The organism is Flavobacterium hydatis, from assembly GCF_000737695.1.
In the GTDB taxonomy this organism is placed as follows: Bacteria; Bacteroidota; Bacteroidia; order Flavobacteriales; family Flavobacteriaceae; genus Flavobacterium; species Flavobacterium hydatis.
Genome location: NZ_JPRM01000001.1, coordinates 75,184 through 93,585, shown reverse-complemented (window position 1 = coordinate 93,585; position 18,402 = coordinate 75,184). Strand labels below are relative to the sequence as shown.

Sequence of the window (18,402 nt, the reverse complement as noted above, 5' to 3'; positions counted from 1 at the left end):
AAACTTAAAAATATGACTGAAGAAATCGAATTTATCTTAGATAGCACTAAAGAATCAATGGCAAATTCTATTGCGCATTTAGAAAAAGAATTTCTAAATATTCGTGCAGGAAAAGCATCTCCAGCAATGCTAGGAAGTGTTTTTGTAGATTATTATGGTTCAGCAACACCACTTTCGCAAGTAGCTAAAATTAGTGTTCCAGATGCAAGAACAATTACTTTGCAACCATTTGAAAAAAACATGTTGCAAACAATTGAAAAAGCAATCATGGTAGCTAACATTGGTTTTAATCCTATGAACAATGGAGATGTGGTTATCATAAGTGTTCCACCATTAACAGAAGAGCGTCGTAGAGATTTGGCAAAACAAGCAAAATCTGAAGCAGAAGATGCTAAAATCGGTGTGAGAAACGTTCGTAAAGACGCTAACACAGATATTAAAAAATTAGAAAAAGAAGGAACTTCAGAAGATGTTTGCAAAAGCGCAGAAGAAGAAGTACAGAATTTGACTAACAAATATATTAAACTTATTGATGAATTATTAGCTGCTAAAGAAGCTGAAATCATGAAGGTTTAATATTTTCATAACGATTAAAAAATCCGTCTTGTTAATTTTATACGAGACGGATTTTTTTATTCTTACTTTTGTGTACCAAAGCCAATTTATAATATTGTTTTCTGTATGAAGTTATTGTGTTTCTTGACATTGTTTTTCACGCTTTCTATACAAGCGCAATTCCAGATAAACGGAATTGTAACAGAAAACGCTACCAATAAACCACTTCCTTTTGCAACGATCGTTACTGATGGTGGGATGAATACCATTACAGATGTTGACGGAAAATTTACACTCCAATCGATTTCTAGCATCGAATATTTTTCGGTTTCTTATATTGGTTACGCATCAATCACAATTTATACTTCGCCTAATAAGAAGTTTTATAAAATAAGCTTAGCCGAATCGACAGATGCTTTAAAAGAAGTTGTTATTTCAAACGAGAATCCTGCTCTCGAAATTATAAGAAAAACAATTGCAGATAAGAACAAAAATAACCCACAAAAGAAATTAACGAGTTTTGAGTATAAAACCTATAACAAATTAATTGTAACGGCTAATCCTGATTCTATAAACTCAAGATTAGATTCTATTTTTGTACAAGAAGCCATAGGACGAAGATTTATTAAGGTAGATTCTGCCAATTATAAATTCAAAGAGATTTCTAATAAGCAGCATTTATTTCAAACAGAAAAAGTATCTCAATACCAGTTTGGAAACAAAAAACTAAAAGAAACCATTCTGGGAACAAAAATGGCAGGTTTCAAGCAGCCTATTTATGAAATTATAGCATTTAATCTGCAGTCGATTTCTATATACGATTCTAATTACGAACTTTTCGAAACTAAGTATAATAGTCCAATTGCCAAAGATGCTTTAAAAGACTACAACTATAAGTTGCTGGATACCGTTATGATACAAGGAAGGCAAACCTATATGGTTTACTTTAAAAACCGAATGAAGAAATCTGAATTAGGTCTGGAAGGAGTTCTTTATATTGATCAGGATAGTTATGCTATTGCAAAAGCTGTAATGCGTATAAAAGGCGTACTCGATATAAGCGGAATTCATGAGTTTGATTATATTCCGGAGGAGAAAATTTGGTTTCCAAAAAATACAACCTTCAAGATTGTAAAAGGAAAGAATGACGACGATATTAAAATTCTTGGCGGAACAATTCAGTTTGATGGAGATGCCGAACAAGAAGACACACACAGAAAAAAAGGAGCTTCGGATTATACTTATTTAATGTCCGAGAGCAACAATTTTGATGTTCATTATAACACACCAATAGAAATAAAAAATCCATCTATCTATATTGAGGTAAAGGATGATGCTATAAAAAAAACAGAGAGTTTTTGGAACAAATATCGAAAAGATAGTTTAGATATTCGCTCACAAAAAACGTACATGCTACTGGATAGTATTTCGTTAAAGAAAAGAGTTGAAAGTAAAATTAGGTTTGGTCGAAAAATAATTAATGGTTATTTGCCAATAAGTGTAGTAGATTTAGATTTAAGGAAACTCTTTAGCTATAATAATTACGAGGGATTTCGCTTTGGTTTAGGAGGAGTTACAAATGAACTATTTTCTAAAAAATATAAGATTGGTGGTTATACAGGTTACGGAACCAAAGATGGGAATTTTAAATACAACCTGGATTTATCCACCAGAGTCGAAAGATTTTCGAATACATGGGTAGGAGCATCATACACCAATGATGTAAGAGAGATTGCGAGTACCGTTTTTGCCGTAGATAAAAGAATGTTTAAGTTGTATGATCCTCGACCTATAAATATTAGTACATTTTATAATTATGTTAGTTGGGCTAGCTATGTAGGTACGCGTATTGTACCTAAGACAGAAAGCATTTTTGAACTTTCACGCTCCTTTATCGAACCCAAATTTGATTATGTCTATAATTTAAACGGAAGATTATATACCAATTATGTTATGACAACGGCAATGTTATCATTGGCATGGAATCCGTTTAGTGATTATATGCAAACACCAAACGGACGAATTGAGACAGAAAAAAGATTTCCGAAGTTTACGATACAATACACACAATCGTTGCCTAAAGTGATGGAAAATGATTTTAATTTCTCTAAAATAGATTTTAAAACAGAGTATGAGAAAAAATATCTAAACGGGCAAAAAACAAGTTTACTCTTGCAGGCTGGATATGCTATGGGCGATGTACCAATTACACATTTATACAATACCTCTCCGAATAATATTACCAAAGAAACAATGATTCAGAGAATTACGTTTGCAGGTAGAAACAGTTTTGAAACCATGTTTTTTAATGAGTTTTTCTCTAGCGAATATGCTATTTTTCAGGTAAAGCACGGATTTAATCGTTTTAAAATCATCAAGAAAGTAAGGCCATCATTGGTATTGGTTTCGCGTATGGCATGGGGAAATATGAAAAATCCAGAGCAACACGTTGGGATAGATTACAAGACATTAAATAAAGGATTTTTTGAGTCTGGTATAGAAATTAATCAAATATTTAATGGTTTAGGATTAAGCGGATTCTATCGCTACGGACCAAACCAACTACCAAAATTAGAAGACAATATTGCCATTAAATTAAGTTTTGTGCTTAATTTGGGTATCTAGATAAAAAAAATCCCATTCGTAACGAATGGGATTTTTAAAACTATTAAGGTTTAAGAATTAAAACCGACGGCGTATTATTAAGCCATGTGCTTTGAGATTCGATTAGTTTTTTCCAGCTGTCTAAACTAATAATCATTAAATCTTGATTTTCTAAAAACTCTTTTTTAATAGTTCTATCAGACATTAGCATGATATGATTTGGGGCAATTTGTTCTATAGATCGAATGGTTTCCTGCATTTCGCGTGTGCTTTTTAATTCTCCACTCGCATCTAGAATAGTAATTTGGGAGCCATTATTGTTAATTAACTTCTTAGCATATTCGATAAGGAATGCATCTTCTTTGCTAAAAATAGGCATGAAAACCTGATTTATTTCTTCCAATTCTTTATCGATAAAAATCCCAACTGGCATTTTGCTTTTGGCAATAACGTGTCTTGTTCTTTCATCAAAAGGAGAATTTTCAAACAATCCTTCCTTTCCTGTGAATTTATCTATTAAACGGTCTGGATTTACGATTCTGGTCGTGAAACCAAGGATCTTACCTAACAACGTTCCGTCGAAAATAGATTGTCCTAAACTAACCAATAATAAATCATATTCGCCTTGATTTGCTGTTTCGGTTATATCAGCATCAATATCATTAGATACTTTAAAAAGACTAACCATGTTTTGGTTTAAAACTTCAGACTCAGAAATAACAGGCAGCAGCATTTCTCTTTCATAATCTTTCACTTCAAACGAGTGTAATTCAGAACTCAATGATAAGTGCATTGCAGTTACAATAGTATTATCAGGTTGTTTTTTAGTCAAACTATTTGCAATTCGCAATAAAGTTTTTCCTTTTTCGGGAGTGTCAAATGAAAATAGAATTTTGTATTTGCTTTTATTACCTATTTCTTCTGGAATAATGGTCTTTTTATCTTTAAATATAAAATTGATAAAGTCTAAAGCTGGACCAGTCATAAATGTAGTAACCAGCGCCATGATTACCATCATAGTAAAAATTTCGGTAGATAATACGCCTAAATCATAACCTATGTTTAGCACCACTAACTCCATTAAACCACGAGTATTCATTAAGGCACCGATAGCTAAACTATCTTTCCAGTTTTGTCCCACAAATTTGGCTGCAAGTGCGCTTCCAAAGAATTTACCAACTACAGCTACAGCAATAATTACTCCCGTAACTTTCCATAAATAAGGATCGTTTAATAAGCCGATTTGCGTACGTAATCCTGTAAAAACAAAGAATAAAGGAAGTAAAAGTATCACAGATACATCTTCTACTTTTTCGATAAAAATATTACGGAATTTATTGTTTTCTGGCATAATCGCTCCTGCTAAAAACGCACCAAATAAAGCGTGGATTCCTATTAGTTCTGAAGCGTATGAAGAAAATAAAAGTGTTAAGAAGAAAATAGCAACAACTGGTTTATTTAAACTTTCACGAGTTGAATTTAAGTCGCCTACACGTTTTAAAAACGGACGAACTATTTTTAGCATTACAATTACATACAAAATAGCTAATCCTATTACATATAATGAACTTGTAAATGAACCTGCTTTTACAATCGCAATTACTACAGCCAGAATACACCAAGCAGTAATATCATCGGCAGCAGCACACGTTATGGCGATAGTACCGAGTTTAGTTTTTTGTAAACCTCGTTCCTGAACAATTCGAGCCAAAACAGGAAATGCTGTTATGCTCATGGCGATACCCATAAATAGTCCGAAAGAAGAAAATTCGACTCCTACTGGAGCAAAAGTATGATAAATGAAATAAGCTAGTGTTAGACCTAAAGCAAATGGAATTACAATACTTGCGTGGCTAATTACAACAGATTCATGCGCTTTGTTTTTTAGTACTTTTAAGTCTAGTTCCATACCAATTACGAACATGAAAAGGATTAAACCAATCTGACTTAAAAATTGTAAGTTTCCTAAGGATTCTTTTGGGAATAAAGTGGCTGAGAATTCAGGAAAATACATTCCGATAAGAGATGGCCCTAAAACAATACCTGCAACCATTTCTCCAATTACCGATGGTTGCCCAATTTTTCTAAAAACCCATCCAAAGAAACGTGCTACCAAAATAATCGTAATAATCTGGGCAAGTAAAATAGCAAGCGGATGTTGTAGATTTTCGATCATTGCCGAAATAAAATCATTCCAATGGCTATTCTCTGTTTTTTTTACAACGATTTCCCTTCCTATTTCTAATGCTTTTCCTTTTGAGATTACCAAATAGATTAAAGTCGAAAACCCGCCAATAATTATTAGATAAAATAATGAGTTTTTGATGTTTTTCATATCACGTCATTTTGATTTATTGTGCAAATATGAGAAGTGACTTTTAAGGAAAAAAGTAAATCAGATGCTAATTCCCTTTTGATGTAATAAGACGGAAAAACTTTGTAATAAGTTATATTTTTACTTTAAGTAAAAAGTCTGATCGATACGTTTCACTTAAAGAAAGAGTGATATTTTCTCCGTTTTTTTTCTGATGAAGTAGTACAATTTCATTGTGATTAAAGAATTGTATAGCATTCATGGCAATGATTTCCTTTTTATTAACCCGACAAAAATGAGCGTCTGGTAATTGTTTTAAAAGGGTGTCAAAATTGATGTTTTTTAAGGTAAGCTCACTACCATCTGTAAGTAGCACCGTTTTATCCCGACTATCTGTTGTGGCAGTTTTTATGTATTGAATTTGATTAAAATACAATAAGGTTTTGCCTTTGTCGGTGTTTAAGTGCATGAATTTTTTTGTAGCCTCAGGTTTGCTGAATTGTTCAAGCGCTTTAGAAATTGCTTTTTGCAAACGTTCTATTTTTACAGGCTTTGTAATATAATCTACAGCATCAATATTAAATGCTTCGGCAGCATAATCTTTATAGGCAGTACAAAAAATGATTAATTTATTCTCAAGTAAATTGGCAAGACTCAATCCGTCAATTCCCGGCATTTCGATATCTGAGATTAATAAATCGAAATCAAGATTAGGAATTTCGGCTAGTAATTTTTCGGGATTATTAAACGTTTTTACAATCTCTAATGCTGGAATTTGCTCGCAAAGCATCTTTAGATAAGTTAAACCAAGTAACTCATCATCCAGTAGTAAGCATTTGAGTTTTGTATTCAAGTAGATTTATTTTTAAATGAGCAATGTAAATATCGTTCTCTACAAATTTATCAAGTTTGAATTGATTTTTATAGATAATTTTTAAGCGTTGTTCTAATGTGGTGTTTCCGATACCGCTTCGTTCTTTTTTTAATACTTTTTTATCAGATATTTTATTAGAAACCGTCAAAGAAAAATGATTGTCTTTAAATTCGAATATTACCGAGATAAAAGCATCTGCATTTTGTATATCGGCATGTTTAAAGGCGTTTTCGATTAAATCGATAGAAATTAAAGGAGCGAGTAAAGGTTGGTCATATAATTTTTCGTCTTCACCGATAATGGTCTTCACCTTTAATTCAAAAAGCGGGCTTATTTTTATTTTATTGATTTCGATAAGATTCAGCGCAAACTCGATTTCTTCTTTAGGTGTTACAAGTTTTTTTTTGCTTTCGTAAAGAATATAATCTAGCACATTTGCCAGTTTGTCCAGAGCAAAATAAGTTTGGTACGCATGAGATTGAATCGAATTAAGAATATTCTTGAAAAGATGCGGATTTAGTTTAGATTCTAATGTTTCCAATTGCAAATCATTTACTTTCATCTCGAGTAAGTAAAAATTCTTTTCGGCTATTTCTTTTGCTTTTCTGGATTGAATTAATTGATAAACGATATAACCAATTAAAACTACTAGCAAAAGAATTATTGCTAGTAGAAAATTAGTTATAGTATTGCTTGTTTGCATGTTATTAGTGGCTAGAAACAAATTTTAACCCAATAATTGAAGCTATTAAAGTTGATAAGAAAAATATTCTCCAGAATGTTGCTGGTTCTTTAAAGATAAAAATCCCAACCAAAACAGTTCCTACAGCTCCAATTCCTGTCCAGACAGCATAAGCCGTTCCTATAGGTAAAACCTGAGTTGCTTTAAATAATAACACCATACTTATAGTAAGGCATACAAAAAATCCAATCATCCAGTAGGTCGATACCATTCCGGATGTTTCTTTGGCTTTGCCAAGACAAGAGGCAAAACCTACTTCGAATAGCCCAGCTATTATAAGTAAAATCCAATTCATTTTTTAGGGTTTAATAATTAATACAGAAGGCACATTGCTTAACCAGGTGCTTCTGGAATCGACTAAGGCTTTCCAGCTTTCAAGACTAATAATCATTAGGTCTTGTTTATCTAAAAATTCCTTTTTGATGATGCGGTCGCTCATCATTGATATGTTTTTAGGGAATTTTTGCTCTAAGGTACTAATAGCACTCTTAATTACAAAATTAGACTCTATGTTTCCGTTTACATCAAGAATCATGATGTGTGAATTGTTATTGAAAATTAGCTTCTGAGCATAATCTATCAAGAACGTATCTTCGACACTAAAGATTGGTATAAAAACGTAATTTACATTTTGCAATTCTTTGTCAATCAATATACCTAAAGGCATTTTGGTTTTCGAAACAATCAATCGGGTTCTTTCGTCAAAAGGAGAATTTTGGAACAATCCTTCTTTACCTATAAACTTGTCTATAAGCCTGTCAGGATTAATAATTCGGGTTGTAAAACCAATTACTTTTCCTAATAATGTTCCTTCAAAAATAGATTGTCCTAAACCAACCAGTAATAAATCGTAATTACCTTGATTGGCAATGTCGGCAATATCGCTTTCGATGTCTATGGTTGCTTTAAAAATAGTGGTGATTTCCTGTTTAAGAATTTTTGATTCTTCGACAAGCGGAATAAAACTGTCTTTCTCTTTATCTTCAATATTAAAAGCATGCATCTCGTCGCTTAAAGATAAGTGCATTGCTGTAACTTGAGAGTTATCTTGCTGTTTCTTGACCATACTATGTGCCAATCGCAAAAGAGACTTTCCTCTTTCGTTGTTTCCAAACGAAATTAAAATTCGGTATTTATTACTAATCGAAGGTGTTTCGAGAACAGGAGCTTCTTTGGTTTTAAACACAAAATCGATTAAATCCAGAGCAGGCCCAGTCATAAAAGTAGTTACCAATGCCATGATAACCATCATTGTGAAAACTTCTGGAGTTAGTACTTTAAGCTCTAATCCTATATTCAACACGACGAGTTCCATTAAACCTCTTGTATTCATTAAGGCTCCAATGGTTAAGCTGTCTTTCCAGCTTTGTCCTACGAATTTGGCTGCAAGTGCGCTTCCGAAAAATTTCCCAACAACAGCTACCAAGATAATCATTCCGGTTACTGTCCATAAATAAGGATCATTTATAAGTCCTATTTCGGTTTTCAAACCCGTAAAAACGAAGAAAAGCGGTAGTAATAAAATTACCGATACATCTTCGACTTTCTCGATAAACATGGTTCGGAATTTAGGAACATCAGGCATGATTGCTCCAGTCATAAATGCGCCAAAAAGAGCATGAATGCCAATAACTTCAGTAGCGTATGAAGAAACAATAAGTGTAAGTACAAAAATAGCAACTACAGGTTTGTCTATATTTGATTTTGCTCCGTATAAATCACCAATTCTTTTTAAGAATGGTTTTACAATGTATAACATTGCCAAAACATAAATAACTGCTAGAAAGATGATGTAAATTGAGCTAACAAAAGTCCCAGCTTTTACAATAGCAATTACCACAGCAAGCAAACACCAGGCAGTAATATCATCGGCAGCAGCACAAGTAATAACAATTGTACCTAATTTGGTTTTATGAATACCTCGTTCCTGAACGATTCTTGCTAAAACGGGAAATGCCGTAATGCTCATGGCGATTCCCATAAATAAACTAAAGGATAGGAATTTTACACCTTCGGGAGCAAATTGGTTGTATACAAAATAAGCGAGCCCGATACCTAATGCAAAAGGAATTACTATACTGGCGTGACTTATTACAACGGCTTCATTGGCCTTGTTTTTTAATGCGTTTAAGTCGAGTTCCATTCCTATTACAAACATGAAAAGTATTAAACCAATCTGACTTAAAAACTTTAAGTTTCCTAAAGATTCGACAGGGAATAGCGCCATTGCAAATTCAGGGAAATACAAGCCTAATAAGGACGGACCAAGAGCAATACCAGCAATGATTTCGCCTATTACAGATGGTTGCCCGATACGTTTGAAAATCCACCCAAAAAAGCGGGCGACAAAGATAATTGTTATAATTTGGGCTAATAATATTGCCAGTGGGTCTTGAAAATTAGATTGCATCGAAGAAATAAAATCTTGCCAAGAACCTTTTCCTGTACCTACAACTTCTATTGTTTTATTTGCCTCTAAGTATTTACCTTTAGTAATGATCCAGTAAATTAAAGCTGTAAAACCTCCGGTTACTCCTATATAAAACAATGCGTTTTTGTAGTTCTTCATCCTATATTTTAAATAATGTAATTATTTTCTCAAAAATAATACAAATATGAGAAAAGGTAGCTAAGAAATCGTATCAATTTCAATTAACTTATTGTAAAAAAATAACTATAATTTATATAAATATCAGTATAAAAGTGCATTCAAATTTTAACCTTTCCTGTGTTTTTCACTACATTTGCAACCATTTTTAATACTTTTATGAGAAAGAAATCAAATGTAGGTTTCTGGGAATCCATTGCCAGAATCATACTTAAAAATAGAATCCTAATATTAGGGATTATTATTGCAATTACACTTTTCCTTGGCTATCAATGGAAAAACCTTGCCATGACATATACAGAGGCAAACTTGCTTCCAAAAGAGCATATAGCAAATAAAGATTATCAAAAATTCTTAGATAAGTTTGGAGAAGAAGGAAATCTTATCGTTATAGGTTTTAAAGATCCAACTTTTTTTACACCAAAAAACTACGCTGCCTGGAATGAATTAATGACAGGTCTAAAGAAATCTAAAGAAGTTGATTTGGTGGTTTCTTTAAATGATTTAAAGAAATTAGAAAAAGATACTGTAAACGAAAAATTTGTTCTAGCTCCGTTTATTGATCAAAAAAAAGCACTAGATCCTGAATATCTAAAAAAGGTACAATACGACTTGTTTCATAATTTGCCGTTTTATGAAGGGTTATTGTTCAATAAAGAAAGCGGAAGTATTCGGTCTGCGGTTTATATGAACAAAAAGCTTGTAAATACAGCGGAGAGAAAAACGTTTATTCTTGAAAATTTAGTTCCTAAAATCGATAAGTTTGAGAAAACAACCGGAATCGATTTGCGTGTTTCGGGAATGCCTTACATCAGAACGATCAATGCAGATAACATGAAAGGCGAAATTGGTCTTTTTATAGGCGCAGCTTTGCTTACAGTTTCTCTGATTTTCTTTTTCTTTTTCCGTTCGTTCAGAGCTACTTTTATTTCTGTTTGTATCTTAATTGTCGGAGTAATATGGTCCTTTGGAACACTAGGATTATTTCATTATAAAATCACGATCTTAACGGCTATAATTCCGCCTTTAATAATTGTTATTGGTATAACCAACTGTATTTTCCTGATTAATAAATACCAGCAGGAAATAAAATTGCATAACAATCAGGCAAAAGCATTACAGCGTATTATTTCTAAAATTGGAGTTTCAACTCTAATGACGAATCTAACTACTGCAATGGGATTTGCGACTTTTATGATTACGGGCAATGACTTACTTTTTGAATTTGGATTAGTAACATCAATAAATGTTATTTCGGTTTATTTACTAACGCTTTTAATTGTGCCAATTGTGTACAGTTTTATGTCGATTCCAAAAGAAAAACACTTGCATCATTTAACTAAAACCTACATTTCGGTACTATTGGATTGGGTAGAGAGTGTAGTGAAAAACAAACGTAAAGTTATATATACCATCTACGGATTGCTTTTGCTGTTTAGTATTATTGGGGTATCGCAAATGAAAGTTTCTGGAAGTTTGATTGGAGAAATGCCAAAAAGCGCTTCTTTCTTTAAAGATATTTTGTTTTACGAAAAGGAATTTAATGGAGTGATGCCATTAGAAATTATGATTGACACCAAACATAAAAAAGGAGTCATGAAATTATCGACAATGCGTAAAATGGACGAGTTGCAGGCTACAATCGAAGGAATGCCAGAATTATCTAAACCAGTTTCTATAGTAAATTTGGTTAAGTATTCAAAGCAAGCCTTTTATAATGGTAATCCCGAATATTACCAATTGCCAACTTCGCAAGAGCAAACATTTATTTTAACGTATGCTAAAAATGCGACCAAAAATAGCAAAGACAATTTAATGAAAAGCTACGTAGATTCGACAGGGCAATACGCTCGAATCACGACTTTTATGAGAGATATAGGTACAGATGAAATGGCTAAAGTCGAGAAGAAACTTCATTCTAAAATAGATGAAATTTTTCCGAAAGACCGTTATGAAGTTACAATAACAGGTAAAGCATTAGTTTTCCAGAAAGGGACTTCATATTTAGTAGATAATTTAATTGAATCACTAATTTTTGCCATTTTTGTTATTGCAGTACTTATGTTGTATTTGTTCAGATCGTTCAAAATGGTTTTTGCTTCGGTTATAACAAATATATTACCACTTTGTATTACATCTGGATTAATGGGGTATTTTGGGATTCCGCTTAAGCCATCAACAATATTAGTGTTTAGTATTGCATTTGGGATATCTGTAGATAATGCAATTCAGTTTATGGCAAAATACCGACATGATTTGTTACAGAATAATGGAAAGGTGAAAAAATCAGTTTTCAGTGCATTAAGAGAAACTGGAATAAGTACTTTTTATACTTCGGTTGTATTGATCTTAGGATTTGCAACGTTTACACTTTCAAGCTTTAGCGGAACAATCGCATTAGGAGGATTAATTTCCTGTACGCTGGCATTTGCGATGTTTGCAAACATATTAGTCTTACCAGCTTTGGTATTGACATTTGAAAAGAAAAAGGCAAAAAAAGAAGATAATATAAAAGGAGAGATTTAATCTCTCCTTTTTTTATAAATATATTTCAGGAAGTTATAACTGAATTTGTCTGTCGATTTGTTGGTCTAACGAGATGAAGGTTTCTGTTCTGGAAACGCCCTCAATTGCCTGAATTTTGGTGTTTAATAACTGCATTAAATGTTCGTTGTCACGACATATTATTTTAATTAATATCGACCAGTTTCCTGTTGTGTAGTGGCATTCGAGAACTTCAGGTATTTTTTTTAATTCTCTTACAGCTTCTGGATTTCGTGCAGCTTTATCAAGATATACACCTACAAACGCCATTGTGTTATATCCAAGAACTTTATTGTTTACGGTAAATTTTGAGCCAGATATTACACCCGATTGTTCTAGTTTGCGTAATCGCTGGTGGATTGCTGCACCCGAAATTCCGATTTTATTAGCAATCTGTAATATTGGTTTTCGTGCATCCTCCATTAAGTGTCGCAAAATTTCTTTATCGATACCATCTATTTCTATAACGAGTGAGTTGATTTTCATGTATTGTGATTTGAAACTAATTTGAGTAGTTTGGTTAAAGATAGAAACCAAATTTAATGATAAAACTTTAATTTTATACAAAACAATCCCAAACTTGTCATTTCGACGAAGGAGAAATCTCCACGAGTAGCTATCCTATTTTTATTATAGCCCATGGTTTCAACCGTGCGGTACAGATTGTGAAAATGCATTGCGCTCCAACGGTTGAAACCGTTGGCAATGTCTGCAATGTGTTATTGGTGTTTGTAATCTGTTATTGGGTTATTATTTTGATAAAAGCACAAGTTTAAAGTTTTTCTCCGATATTATCTCATTCTGGCGGAGTCGAAGAATGAAATCGGAATCTTTGTCAAAGTTTAGAACTTTGAGAAAGATGGGTTGGGATTAAAGTTGAAATAAAACAAAAATTTCAAGTTATAAGTGATGTAGGTTTTTGTATTGTTTGAAGTTAGGATTTGAGCATAAAAAAAGCCGCGAATTTCGCAGCTTTTTTATTTATTTAGATAAAAGGATTATTTTCCTTTATTTGCTTCAGCAATATATTTTTCTAATGCCATTGTCATTGATGGAGTCTCTGGAGTTGGAGCAAGAATATCTATTCTTAAACCATAATCTAAAGCCTCTTTTTGAGTCGTGCTTCCAAAAACTGCTATCCTAGTATCATTTTGTTTGAAATCAGGAAAGTTTTTAAATAATGATTTTATTCCCGTTGGGCTGAAAAAAGCTAAGATGTCATAATAAACATCTGCCAAATCAGATAAATCGCTCATTACAGTTTTGTAAAAAATTGCTTGAGTCCAATCTACTTTTAAGTTATTTAAAGTAATAGGAGCATCCGCATTTAATTGATCAGAAGCTGGTAGTAAGAATTTTTCGTCTTTGTACTTTTTGATTAATGGAGATAAATCTGCAAAATCTTTTGCACCAACATAAATTTTACGTTTTCTGTACACTACATATTTTTGTAGGTAAAAAGCAACGGCTTCCGATTGACAAAAATATTTTAATCCTTCAGGAACTTTATAACGCATTTCCTCAGCTACTCTAAAAAAATGATCAACAGCGTTTCTGCTTGTTAATATGATTGCAGTGTAATGATTAAGATCGATTTTTTGAAGTCGAATCTCTTTAGCGTTAACTCCTTCCACGTGAATGAAAGGTCTGAAATCAATTTTTATTTTGTGTTTCTGTTGGAGCTCAAAATAAGGGGAGTTTTCCACTTTAGGTTCAGGCTGTGACACCAAAATTGTTTTCACTTTCATAAGTTGTAATATTTTCTAAGCACTCCCTTTGGTAAACCAATAATACATAAAATAATAAGGGGCTATTTCAAGAGTGCAAAGATATAAAATAAAATAAAATAACTTACTCAATATTACGTTTTGATAGTTTTTAATTGAAATAAAATAAGAGAACAGGCTAATACATAGGGAAATAGCGAGTATTGTTAGCGGTACATTTTTTGAAATACCGTCATAATAGAACAAAATAGCATTAACAGGAAGGATCAAAATACCTATATAAGCTCTGTAGGTAACTTTTTGTAAGTTAAAATGCTCGATAAATTCTTCAATATTGAATGAAGTAGCAATTATTTTCTCAATTAAGTATTTTGATAAAATAAAGAATCCTAGTAAAGTTGTGATTTGGATATAAAGAGTCCAATCGGTTTTTGATGCATGTCCAAAACTACTTAGGGTAAGTTGTATAAAGAATGCAAAAGAAATGATTTGCAAGAAAAATAAGGCGATTGTAAAACCGCTTTTTATGTGGCTACTATCTCTGTATATTTTGGCATATTTATCAGAGAAAATCAATTTTGTGAAGTCTCCAAAACGGCTTTCATATATAGACTTTGTCATAGCAATAACAGCAAAGCATAACACAAATAAAAGTGTTGCCCAGTCTTTGTTTTCAGTAATTCTTGGATGAAGTTGTTCAATCATAGCGATGCAAAATTAGTAATTTTTTGTCTCAATACTTTTATTATAACTTTATTATGAATGAAATGCTATAAAAAGTTTACTTTTGCGGTGAAATTACTCAGAAAAATGAATGATTGTATTGTCATAATTCCCACTTACAACGAAATCGAAAACATTGAAAGCATTATTAGAGCTGTGCTTTCTCAACATAAATCTTTTCACCTTCTTATTGTTGATGATAATTCGCCAGATCGCACTGCAGATAAGGTTGTTATGCTTCAGGAAGAGTTTGAGGGGAAATTATTTTTAGAAAACAGAGCTAAAAAAGCAGGCTTAGGAACTGCTTATGTTCATGGTTTTAAATGGGCTCTAGAGCGAAAATATAATTACATCTTCGAAATGGATGCTGATTTTTCGCATAATCCAAATGATCTCGAAAAACTTTTTGATGCCTGTCATTTTGGTGGAGCAGATTTGGCTATTGGGTCAAGATATGTAAAAGGAGTAAACGTTGTAAACTGGCCGTTAAGCCGTGTATTGATGTCTTATTTTGCATCGGTGTATGTGAAATTCATTACAGGAATGAAAATACATGATGCTACAGCTGGATTTGTATGTTATAAAAGAGAAGTCTTGGAAGCTATTAATCTTAACAAAATAAAATTTGTAGGATATGCTTTTCAGATTGAAATGAAATATAGAACGTATTGCAAAAAGTTTGAAATTGTCGAAGTTCCTATTATTTTTACAGATAGAACTAAGGGGGTTTCTAAAATGAGTAATGCTATTATTAAAGAGGCAATTTTTGGAGTTATCTCACTTCGACTAAGAAAATTAGTCAATTCATTATAAACCAATATTAAGGATGAATAGGATTTTAATAAAAAATGCTAAGATTGTAAACGAAGGATCAATTTTTGAAGGCGATTTGCTAATCGAAAATGATATAATTGTAGAGATTTCGGATAGTATAAGTTTGAAGTCTTCTAATTGTGTTGTGATTGATGCCGAAGGAAATTACTTAATGCCGGGAGCTATAGATGATCAAGTACATTTTAGAGAGCCTGGATTAACACATAAAGGAGATATCGAATCGGAGTCTAAGGCAGCAGTTGCTGGAGGAATTACTTCGTTTATTGAGCAGCCTAACACGGTTCCTAATGCTGTAACTCAGGAAATATTAGAAGAAAAATACCAGATAGCATCAAAGAAATCATATGCGAATTATTCGTTTATGATGGGAGCTACCAACGATAATTTGGAAGAAGTTTTAAAAACAAATCCAAAAAATGTAGCTGGAATTAAGATATTTCTAGGTTCATCAACCGGAAATATGTTAGTGGATAATGAAGCTACACTCGAAAAAATATTCTCTAGTACACCAATGCTTATTGCGGTACATTGTGAGGACGAAACAACAATCCAGAATAATCTGGAAAAATATAAAGCTGAGTATGGCGAAGATGTTCCTGTAACAGTACATCATTTAATTCGTAGTGCAGAGGCGTGTTATTTGTCTTCATCCAAGGCAATTGCTTTGGCTAAGAAAACTGGAGCTCGTTTGCATATTTTTCATCTTTCGACTGCTAAAGAAATGGAATTGTTTACAAACAAAATTCCTTTGGAAGAAAAGAAAATCACTGCCGAGGTTTGTGTACATCATTTATGGTTTACAGATGAGGATTATAAAACTAAAGGGAACTTTATAAAATGGAATCCTGCTGTAAAAACGGCAGATGATCGTAAAGCACTTTGGGAAGCTTTGATAGATGGGCGAATTGATGTAATTGCTACAGATCATGCGCCACATACTAAAGAAGAAAAGAAACAATCATATTTAAAAGCTCCTTCGGGAGGACCTTTGGTTCAGCATGCTGTGGTAGCTATGTTTGAAGCACATCATCAAGGAAAAATTAGCGTTGAGAAAATCGTTGAGAAAATGTGTCACAATCCTGCTAAGATTTTTAAGATCGAAAAAAGAGGTTTTATCAGAGAAGGGTATTATGCCGATTTGGTAATTGTAAATCCAGGTTTGCCTTGGAGTGTGAATACAGATAATATTTTAGCAAAATGTAAATGGTCTCCATTTGAAGGTTTTACATTTAAATCTAGAATCACACATACTTTTGTTAATGGACAATTAGTTTACAATTCTTTCAAAGTAAAAAATGTTCACGCTGGAAAAAGATTATTATTTGATAGATAAGATATGAAGAAAATAATCATAATTATTTCAGTATTAATGCTTGCAGTTGGATGCAAAAAAGAATTGGTTCCAAAACCAGAAGGACTTGTTGAAAGAGAAAAGATGATAGATATTATGTATGATTTATCATTGTTGGAAGCAATAAAATACCAAAATCCAATGTCTCTTGATTCTAGCGATACTAATCCTACCAGATTTATATTGAAAAAATATAAAGTAGATAGTTTGCAATTTGTAAAGAGTAATATGTATTACGCTGCAAATTATAATGATTATAAAGATATGTTTGATCAGATTAGTGCGCGTATAGAAAAAAATAAAAAGAAAGTAGATTCATTAATTAAAATTGAGGAAAAGAAAAAGAAATTGCTCGAAAAGAAAGGCAAAGTAGTTAAAAAAGACTCAATTGAAATTAAAGTGAAGCTTAAAGCAGATGATTCGGAACAGATAAATAATCCTGATTCGATAAAAGGAAAACAGAAGCTAAAATTAAAATAATTAGCTTTCTTATAAGGTAGAAACCTCTTTAATGTATTGATGGATATTTATGAAGTCAGTTTTTAAAGAGGTTTTTATTTTTTCATTAGAGTATAAGTCTTTTGTATAAGACGATTTTGCAGTCGCTTTTGTAATCTGCCTCTTCTTGAAGAAAAAAGTAGATAAAAACCAATCGATACGCCATATTATTTTCATAAATAAAGGACTTGCATGAATTGTAGGTCTTTTTACTTTTAATGCGTCAGCGATAGTATTTAAAACATCTTGGAAAACGACATTATCAGCGATTAAAGTAAATCGTTCGTTTTTTATATCGCTTTTCATTAATGTTACCGCGATTCTCACAACATCATCTACAGCAACAAATCCGGTACTTCCTAGTGTGTAAAAAGGGAGCCCGTTGGCTACTTTAGTATAAAGTTCCGCGCTTCCTTGTTCGTCATTTTTAGATTTTGGGATAGGACCTAAAATAACTCCAGGATTTATAATAACAACATCTAGGCCTTCTTGCCAACTACGCCAAACTTCCATTTCGGCACCATATTTAGATATTGCATAATCACTATGTGGTTTCTCAGGATTCCATTCCGTTTCTTCGGTTATAATAGTTTCATGCGCGGCAAGGTCGCCAAGAGCTGCTATGGAACTTACAAAACATAATTTTTTTATTTGCTTTGCAATACAAAAATTGACAATGTTTGCTGTGCCTTCGATATTGGTTTTTCTAACTAAGTCTTCGTCCTTTGGATTAAATGAGATTAAAGCTGCGCAATGATATACATAATCAATATCTACAAAAGCAGTTTCTAGCGAAGGAACATCTAGGATATCGGCTTCTATCCACTGGATAGATTCGAATAAATGTGATTTTTTATATAAATCAAAAACTGATTTTGTTCTTTCTATTTTATTTGCATTTCGGTAAATTGCCCGAACGTTGTCTCCATTTTTAATTAAATGAAGTAATAAATGTGCACCAACTAAACCTGTTCCTCCTGTTACTAAAACCATTTTGTAAAGATAATACTTTCGATTTATCTACATAC

The 18,402-nt window shown here is 32.5% G+C and carries 15 protein-coding genes; 6 read left to right on the top strand and 9 right to left on the bottom strand.

The window, feature by feature from the left end; translation table 11 throughout:
• Window positions 1-12: 12 nt before the first annotated feature.
• Together frr and IW20_RS00400 are read left to right on the top strand one after the other, a co-directional pair.
• Window positions 13-576, top strand: coding sequence for a ribosome recycling factor (gene frr, locus IW20_RS00405; RefSeq protein ID WP_035617374.1), 564 nt, complete (start codon window positions 13-15; stop codon window positions 574-576).
• A gap of 105 nt (window positions 577-681) precedes the next feature.
• The gene (locus tag IW20_RS00400; protein WP_035617371.1) at window positions 682-3,180 is read left to right on the top strand and encodes a DUF5686 family protein; all 2,499 of its coding nucleotides are present in this window, start codon (window positions 682-684) and stop codon (window positions 3,178-3,180) included.
• Window positions 3,181-3,223: 43 nt separating this feature from the next.
• Here the strand turns inward: IW20_RS00400 and IW20_RS00395 are convergent, their stop codons facing one another.
• The 5 genes from IW20_RS00395 to IW20_RS00375 all read right to left on the bottom strand — a co-directional run bounded on the left by IW20_RS00395 (window position 3,224) and on the right by IW20_RS00375 (window position 9,658).
• Window positions 3,224-5,494 carry a cation:proton antiporter gene (locus tag IW20_RS00395; RefSeq protein WP_035617365.1) on the bottom strand — a complete coding sequence of 757 codons (2,271 nt, stop codon included), beginning with the start codon at window positions 5,492-5,494 and terminating at the stop codon, window positions 3,224-3,226.
• A 112-nt stretch (window positions 5,495-5,606) separates the two neighbouring features.
• Complete coding sequence (locus tag IW20_RS00390; RefSeq protein ID WP_035617364.1) at window positions 5,607-6,326, bottom strand: LytR/AlgR family response regulator transcription factor; 720 nt, start codon at window positions 6,324-6,326, stop codon at window positions 5,607-5,609.
• A complete protein-coding gene (locus tag IW20_RS00385) occupies window positions 6,292-7,050 on the bottom strand; it encodes a sensor histidine kinase (RefSeq protein WP_035617363.1) in 759 nt (252 codons plus the stop codon). The genes IW20_RS00390 and IW20_RS00385 overlap by 35 nt, the downstream gene beginning before the upstream one ends.
• Window positions 7,051-7,054: 4 nt before the next feature.
• Window positions 7,055-7,384 carry a DMT family transporter gene (locus tag IW20_RS00380; protein ID WP_035617362.1) on the bottom strand — a complete coding sequence of 110 codons (330 nt, stop codon included), beginning with the start codon at window positions 7,382-7,384 and terminating at the stop codon, window positions 7,055-7,057.
• Between the two features lie 3 nt (window positions 7,385-7,387).
• On the bottom strand, window positions 7,388-9,658 hold the full coding sequence (locus IW20_RS00375; RefSeq protein WP_035617356.1) for a cation:proton antiporter: 2,271 nt from the start codon (window positions 9,656-9,658) through the stop codon (window positions 7,388-7,390).
• A 198-nt stretch (window positions 9,659-9,856) separates the two neighbouring features.
• Here IW20_RS00375 and IW20_RS00370 point away from each other — a divergent pair, with 198 nt between their 5' ends.
• Window positions 9,857-12,223 (top strand): efflux RND transporter permease subunit, encoded by a 2,367-nt coding sequence (locus tag IW20_RS00370; protein ID WP_035617355.1) that lies wholly within the window; start codon window positions 9,857-9,859, stop codon window positions 12,221-12,223.
• A gap of 33 nt (window positions 12,224-12,256) precedes the next feature.
• Here IW20_RS00370 and IW20_RS00365 read toward each other — a convergent pair whose 3' ends face one another.
• The 3 genes from IW20_RS00365 to IW20_RS00355 all read right to left on the bottom strand — a co-directional run bounded on the left by IW20_RS00365 (window position 12,257) and on the right by IW20_RS00355 (window position 14,673).
• On the bottom strand, window positions 12,257-12,727 hold the full coding sequence (locus IW20_RS00365; protein ID WP_035617352.1) for an Lrp/AsnC family transcriptional regulator: 471 nt from the start codon (window positions 12,725-12,727) through the stop codon (window positions 12,257-12,259).
• Window positions 12,728-13,239: 512 nt separating this feature from the next.
• Window positions 13,240-13,989, bottom strand: coding sequence for a uroporphyrinogen-III synthase (locus IW20_RS00360; protein ID WP_035617350.1), 750 nt, complete (start codon window positions 13,987-13,989; stop codon window positions 13,240-13,242).
• Window positions 13,990-14,004: 15 nt separating this feature from the next.
• Window positions 14,005-14,673, bottom strand: coding sequence for a DUF4271 domain-containing protein (locus IW20_RS00355; RefSeq protein WP_035617348.1), 669 nt, complete (start codon window positions 14,671-14,673; stop codon window positions 14,005-14,007).
• A gap of 105 nt (window positions 14,674-14,778) precedes the next feature.
• Here IW20_RS00355 and IW20_RS00350 point away from each other — a divergent pair, with 105 nt between their 5' ends.
• From IW20_RS00350 to IW20_RS00340, 3 genes are read left to right on the top strand one after another with little or no spacing between them, the layout of a single operon-like run.
• On the top strand, window positions 14,779-15,504 hold the full coding sequence (locus IW20_RS00350) for a polyprenol monophosphomannose synthase (protein WP_035617346.1): 726 nt from the start codon (window positions 14,779-14,781) through the stop codon (window positions 15,502-15,504).
• A 13-nt stretch (window positions 15,505-15,517) separates the two neighbouring features.
• The gene (locus tag IW20_RS00345) at window positions 15,518-16,858 is read left to right on the top strand and encodes a dihydroorotase (RefSeq protein ID WP_035617344.1); all 1,341 of its coding nucleotides are present in this window, start codon (window positions 15,518-15,520) and stop codon (window positions 16,856-16,858) included.
• 3 nt (window positions 16,859-16,861) lie between these two features.
• Window positions 16,862-17,356, top strand: coding sequence for a DUF4296 domain-containing protein (locus IW20_RS00340; protein WP_035617341.1), 495 nt, complete (start codon window positions 16,862-16,864; stop codon window positions 17,354-17,356).
• Window positions 17,357-17,365: 9 nt separating this feature from the next.
• Here the strand turns inward: IW20_RS00340 and IW20_RS00335 are convergent, their stop codons facing one another.
• Window positions 17,366-18,367: an NAD-dependent epimerase/dehydratase family protein gene (locus IW20_RS00335; RefSeq protein ID WP_035617340.1), complete on the bottom strand. Its 1,002-nt coding sequence runs from the start codon at window positions 18,365-18,367 to the stop codon at window positions 17,366-17,368.
• Between the last annotated feature and the right edge of the window lie 35 nt (window positions 18,368-18,402).

Coding starts and splice junctions, on each gene's coding strand:
- frr (WP_035617374.1), top strand. CDS start 13: ATGACTGAAGAAATCGAATTTATCTTAGATAGCACTAAAGAATCAATG.
- IW20_RS00365 (WP_035617352.1), bottom strand. CDS start 12,727: ATGAAAATCAACTCACTCGTTATAGAAATAGATGGTATCGATAAAGAA.
- IW20_RS00375 (WP_035617356.1), bottom strand. CDS start 9,658: ATGAAGAACTACAAAAACGCATTGTTTTATATAGGAGTAACCGGAGGT.
- IW20_RS00335 (WP_035617340.1), bottom strand. CDS start 18,367: ATGGTTTTAGTAACAGGAGGAACAGGTTTAGTTGGTGCACATTTATTA.
- IW20_RS00345 (WP_035617344.1), top strand. CDS start 15,518: ATGAATAGGATTTTAATAAAAAATGCTAAGATTGTAAACGAAGGATCA.
- IW20_RS00350 (WP_035617346.1), top strand. CDS start 14,779: ATGAATGATTGTATTGTCATAATTCCCACTTACAACGAAATCGAAAAC.
- IW20_RS00400 (WP_035617371.1), top strand. CDS start 682: ATGAAGTTATTGTGTTTCTTGACATTGTTTTTCACGCTTTCTATACAA.
- IW20_RS00385 (WP_035617363.1), bottom strand. CDS start 7,050: ATGCAAACAAGCAATACTATAACTAATTTTCTACTAGCAATAATTCTT.
- IW20_RS00395 (WP_035617365.1), bottom strand. CDS start 5,494: ATGAAAAACATCAAAAACTCATTATTTTATCTAATAATTATTGGCGGG.
- IW20_RS00340 (WP_035617341.1), top strand. CDS start 16,862: ATGAAGAAAATAATCATAATTATTTCAGTATTAATGCTTGCAGTTGGA.
- IW20_RS00355 (WP_035617348.1), bottom strand. CDS start 14,673: ATGATTGAACAACTTCATCCAAGAATTACTGAAAACAAAGACTGGGCA.
- IW20_RS00380 (WP_035617362.1), bottom strand. CDS start 7,384: ATGAATTGGATTTTACTTATAATAGCTGGGCTATTCGAAGTAGGTTTT.
- IW20_RS00370 (WP_035617355.1), top strand. CDS start 9,857: ATGAGAAAGAAATCAAATGTAGGTTTCTGGGAATCCATTGCCAGAATC.
- IW20_RS00360 (WP_035617350.1), bottom strand. CDS start 13,989: ATGAAAGTGAAAACAATTTTGGTGTCACAGCCTGAACCTAAAGTGGAA.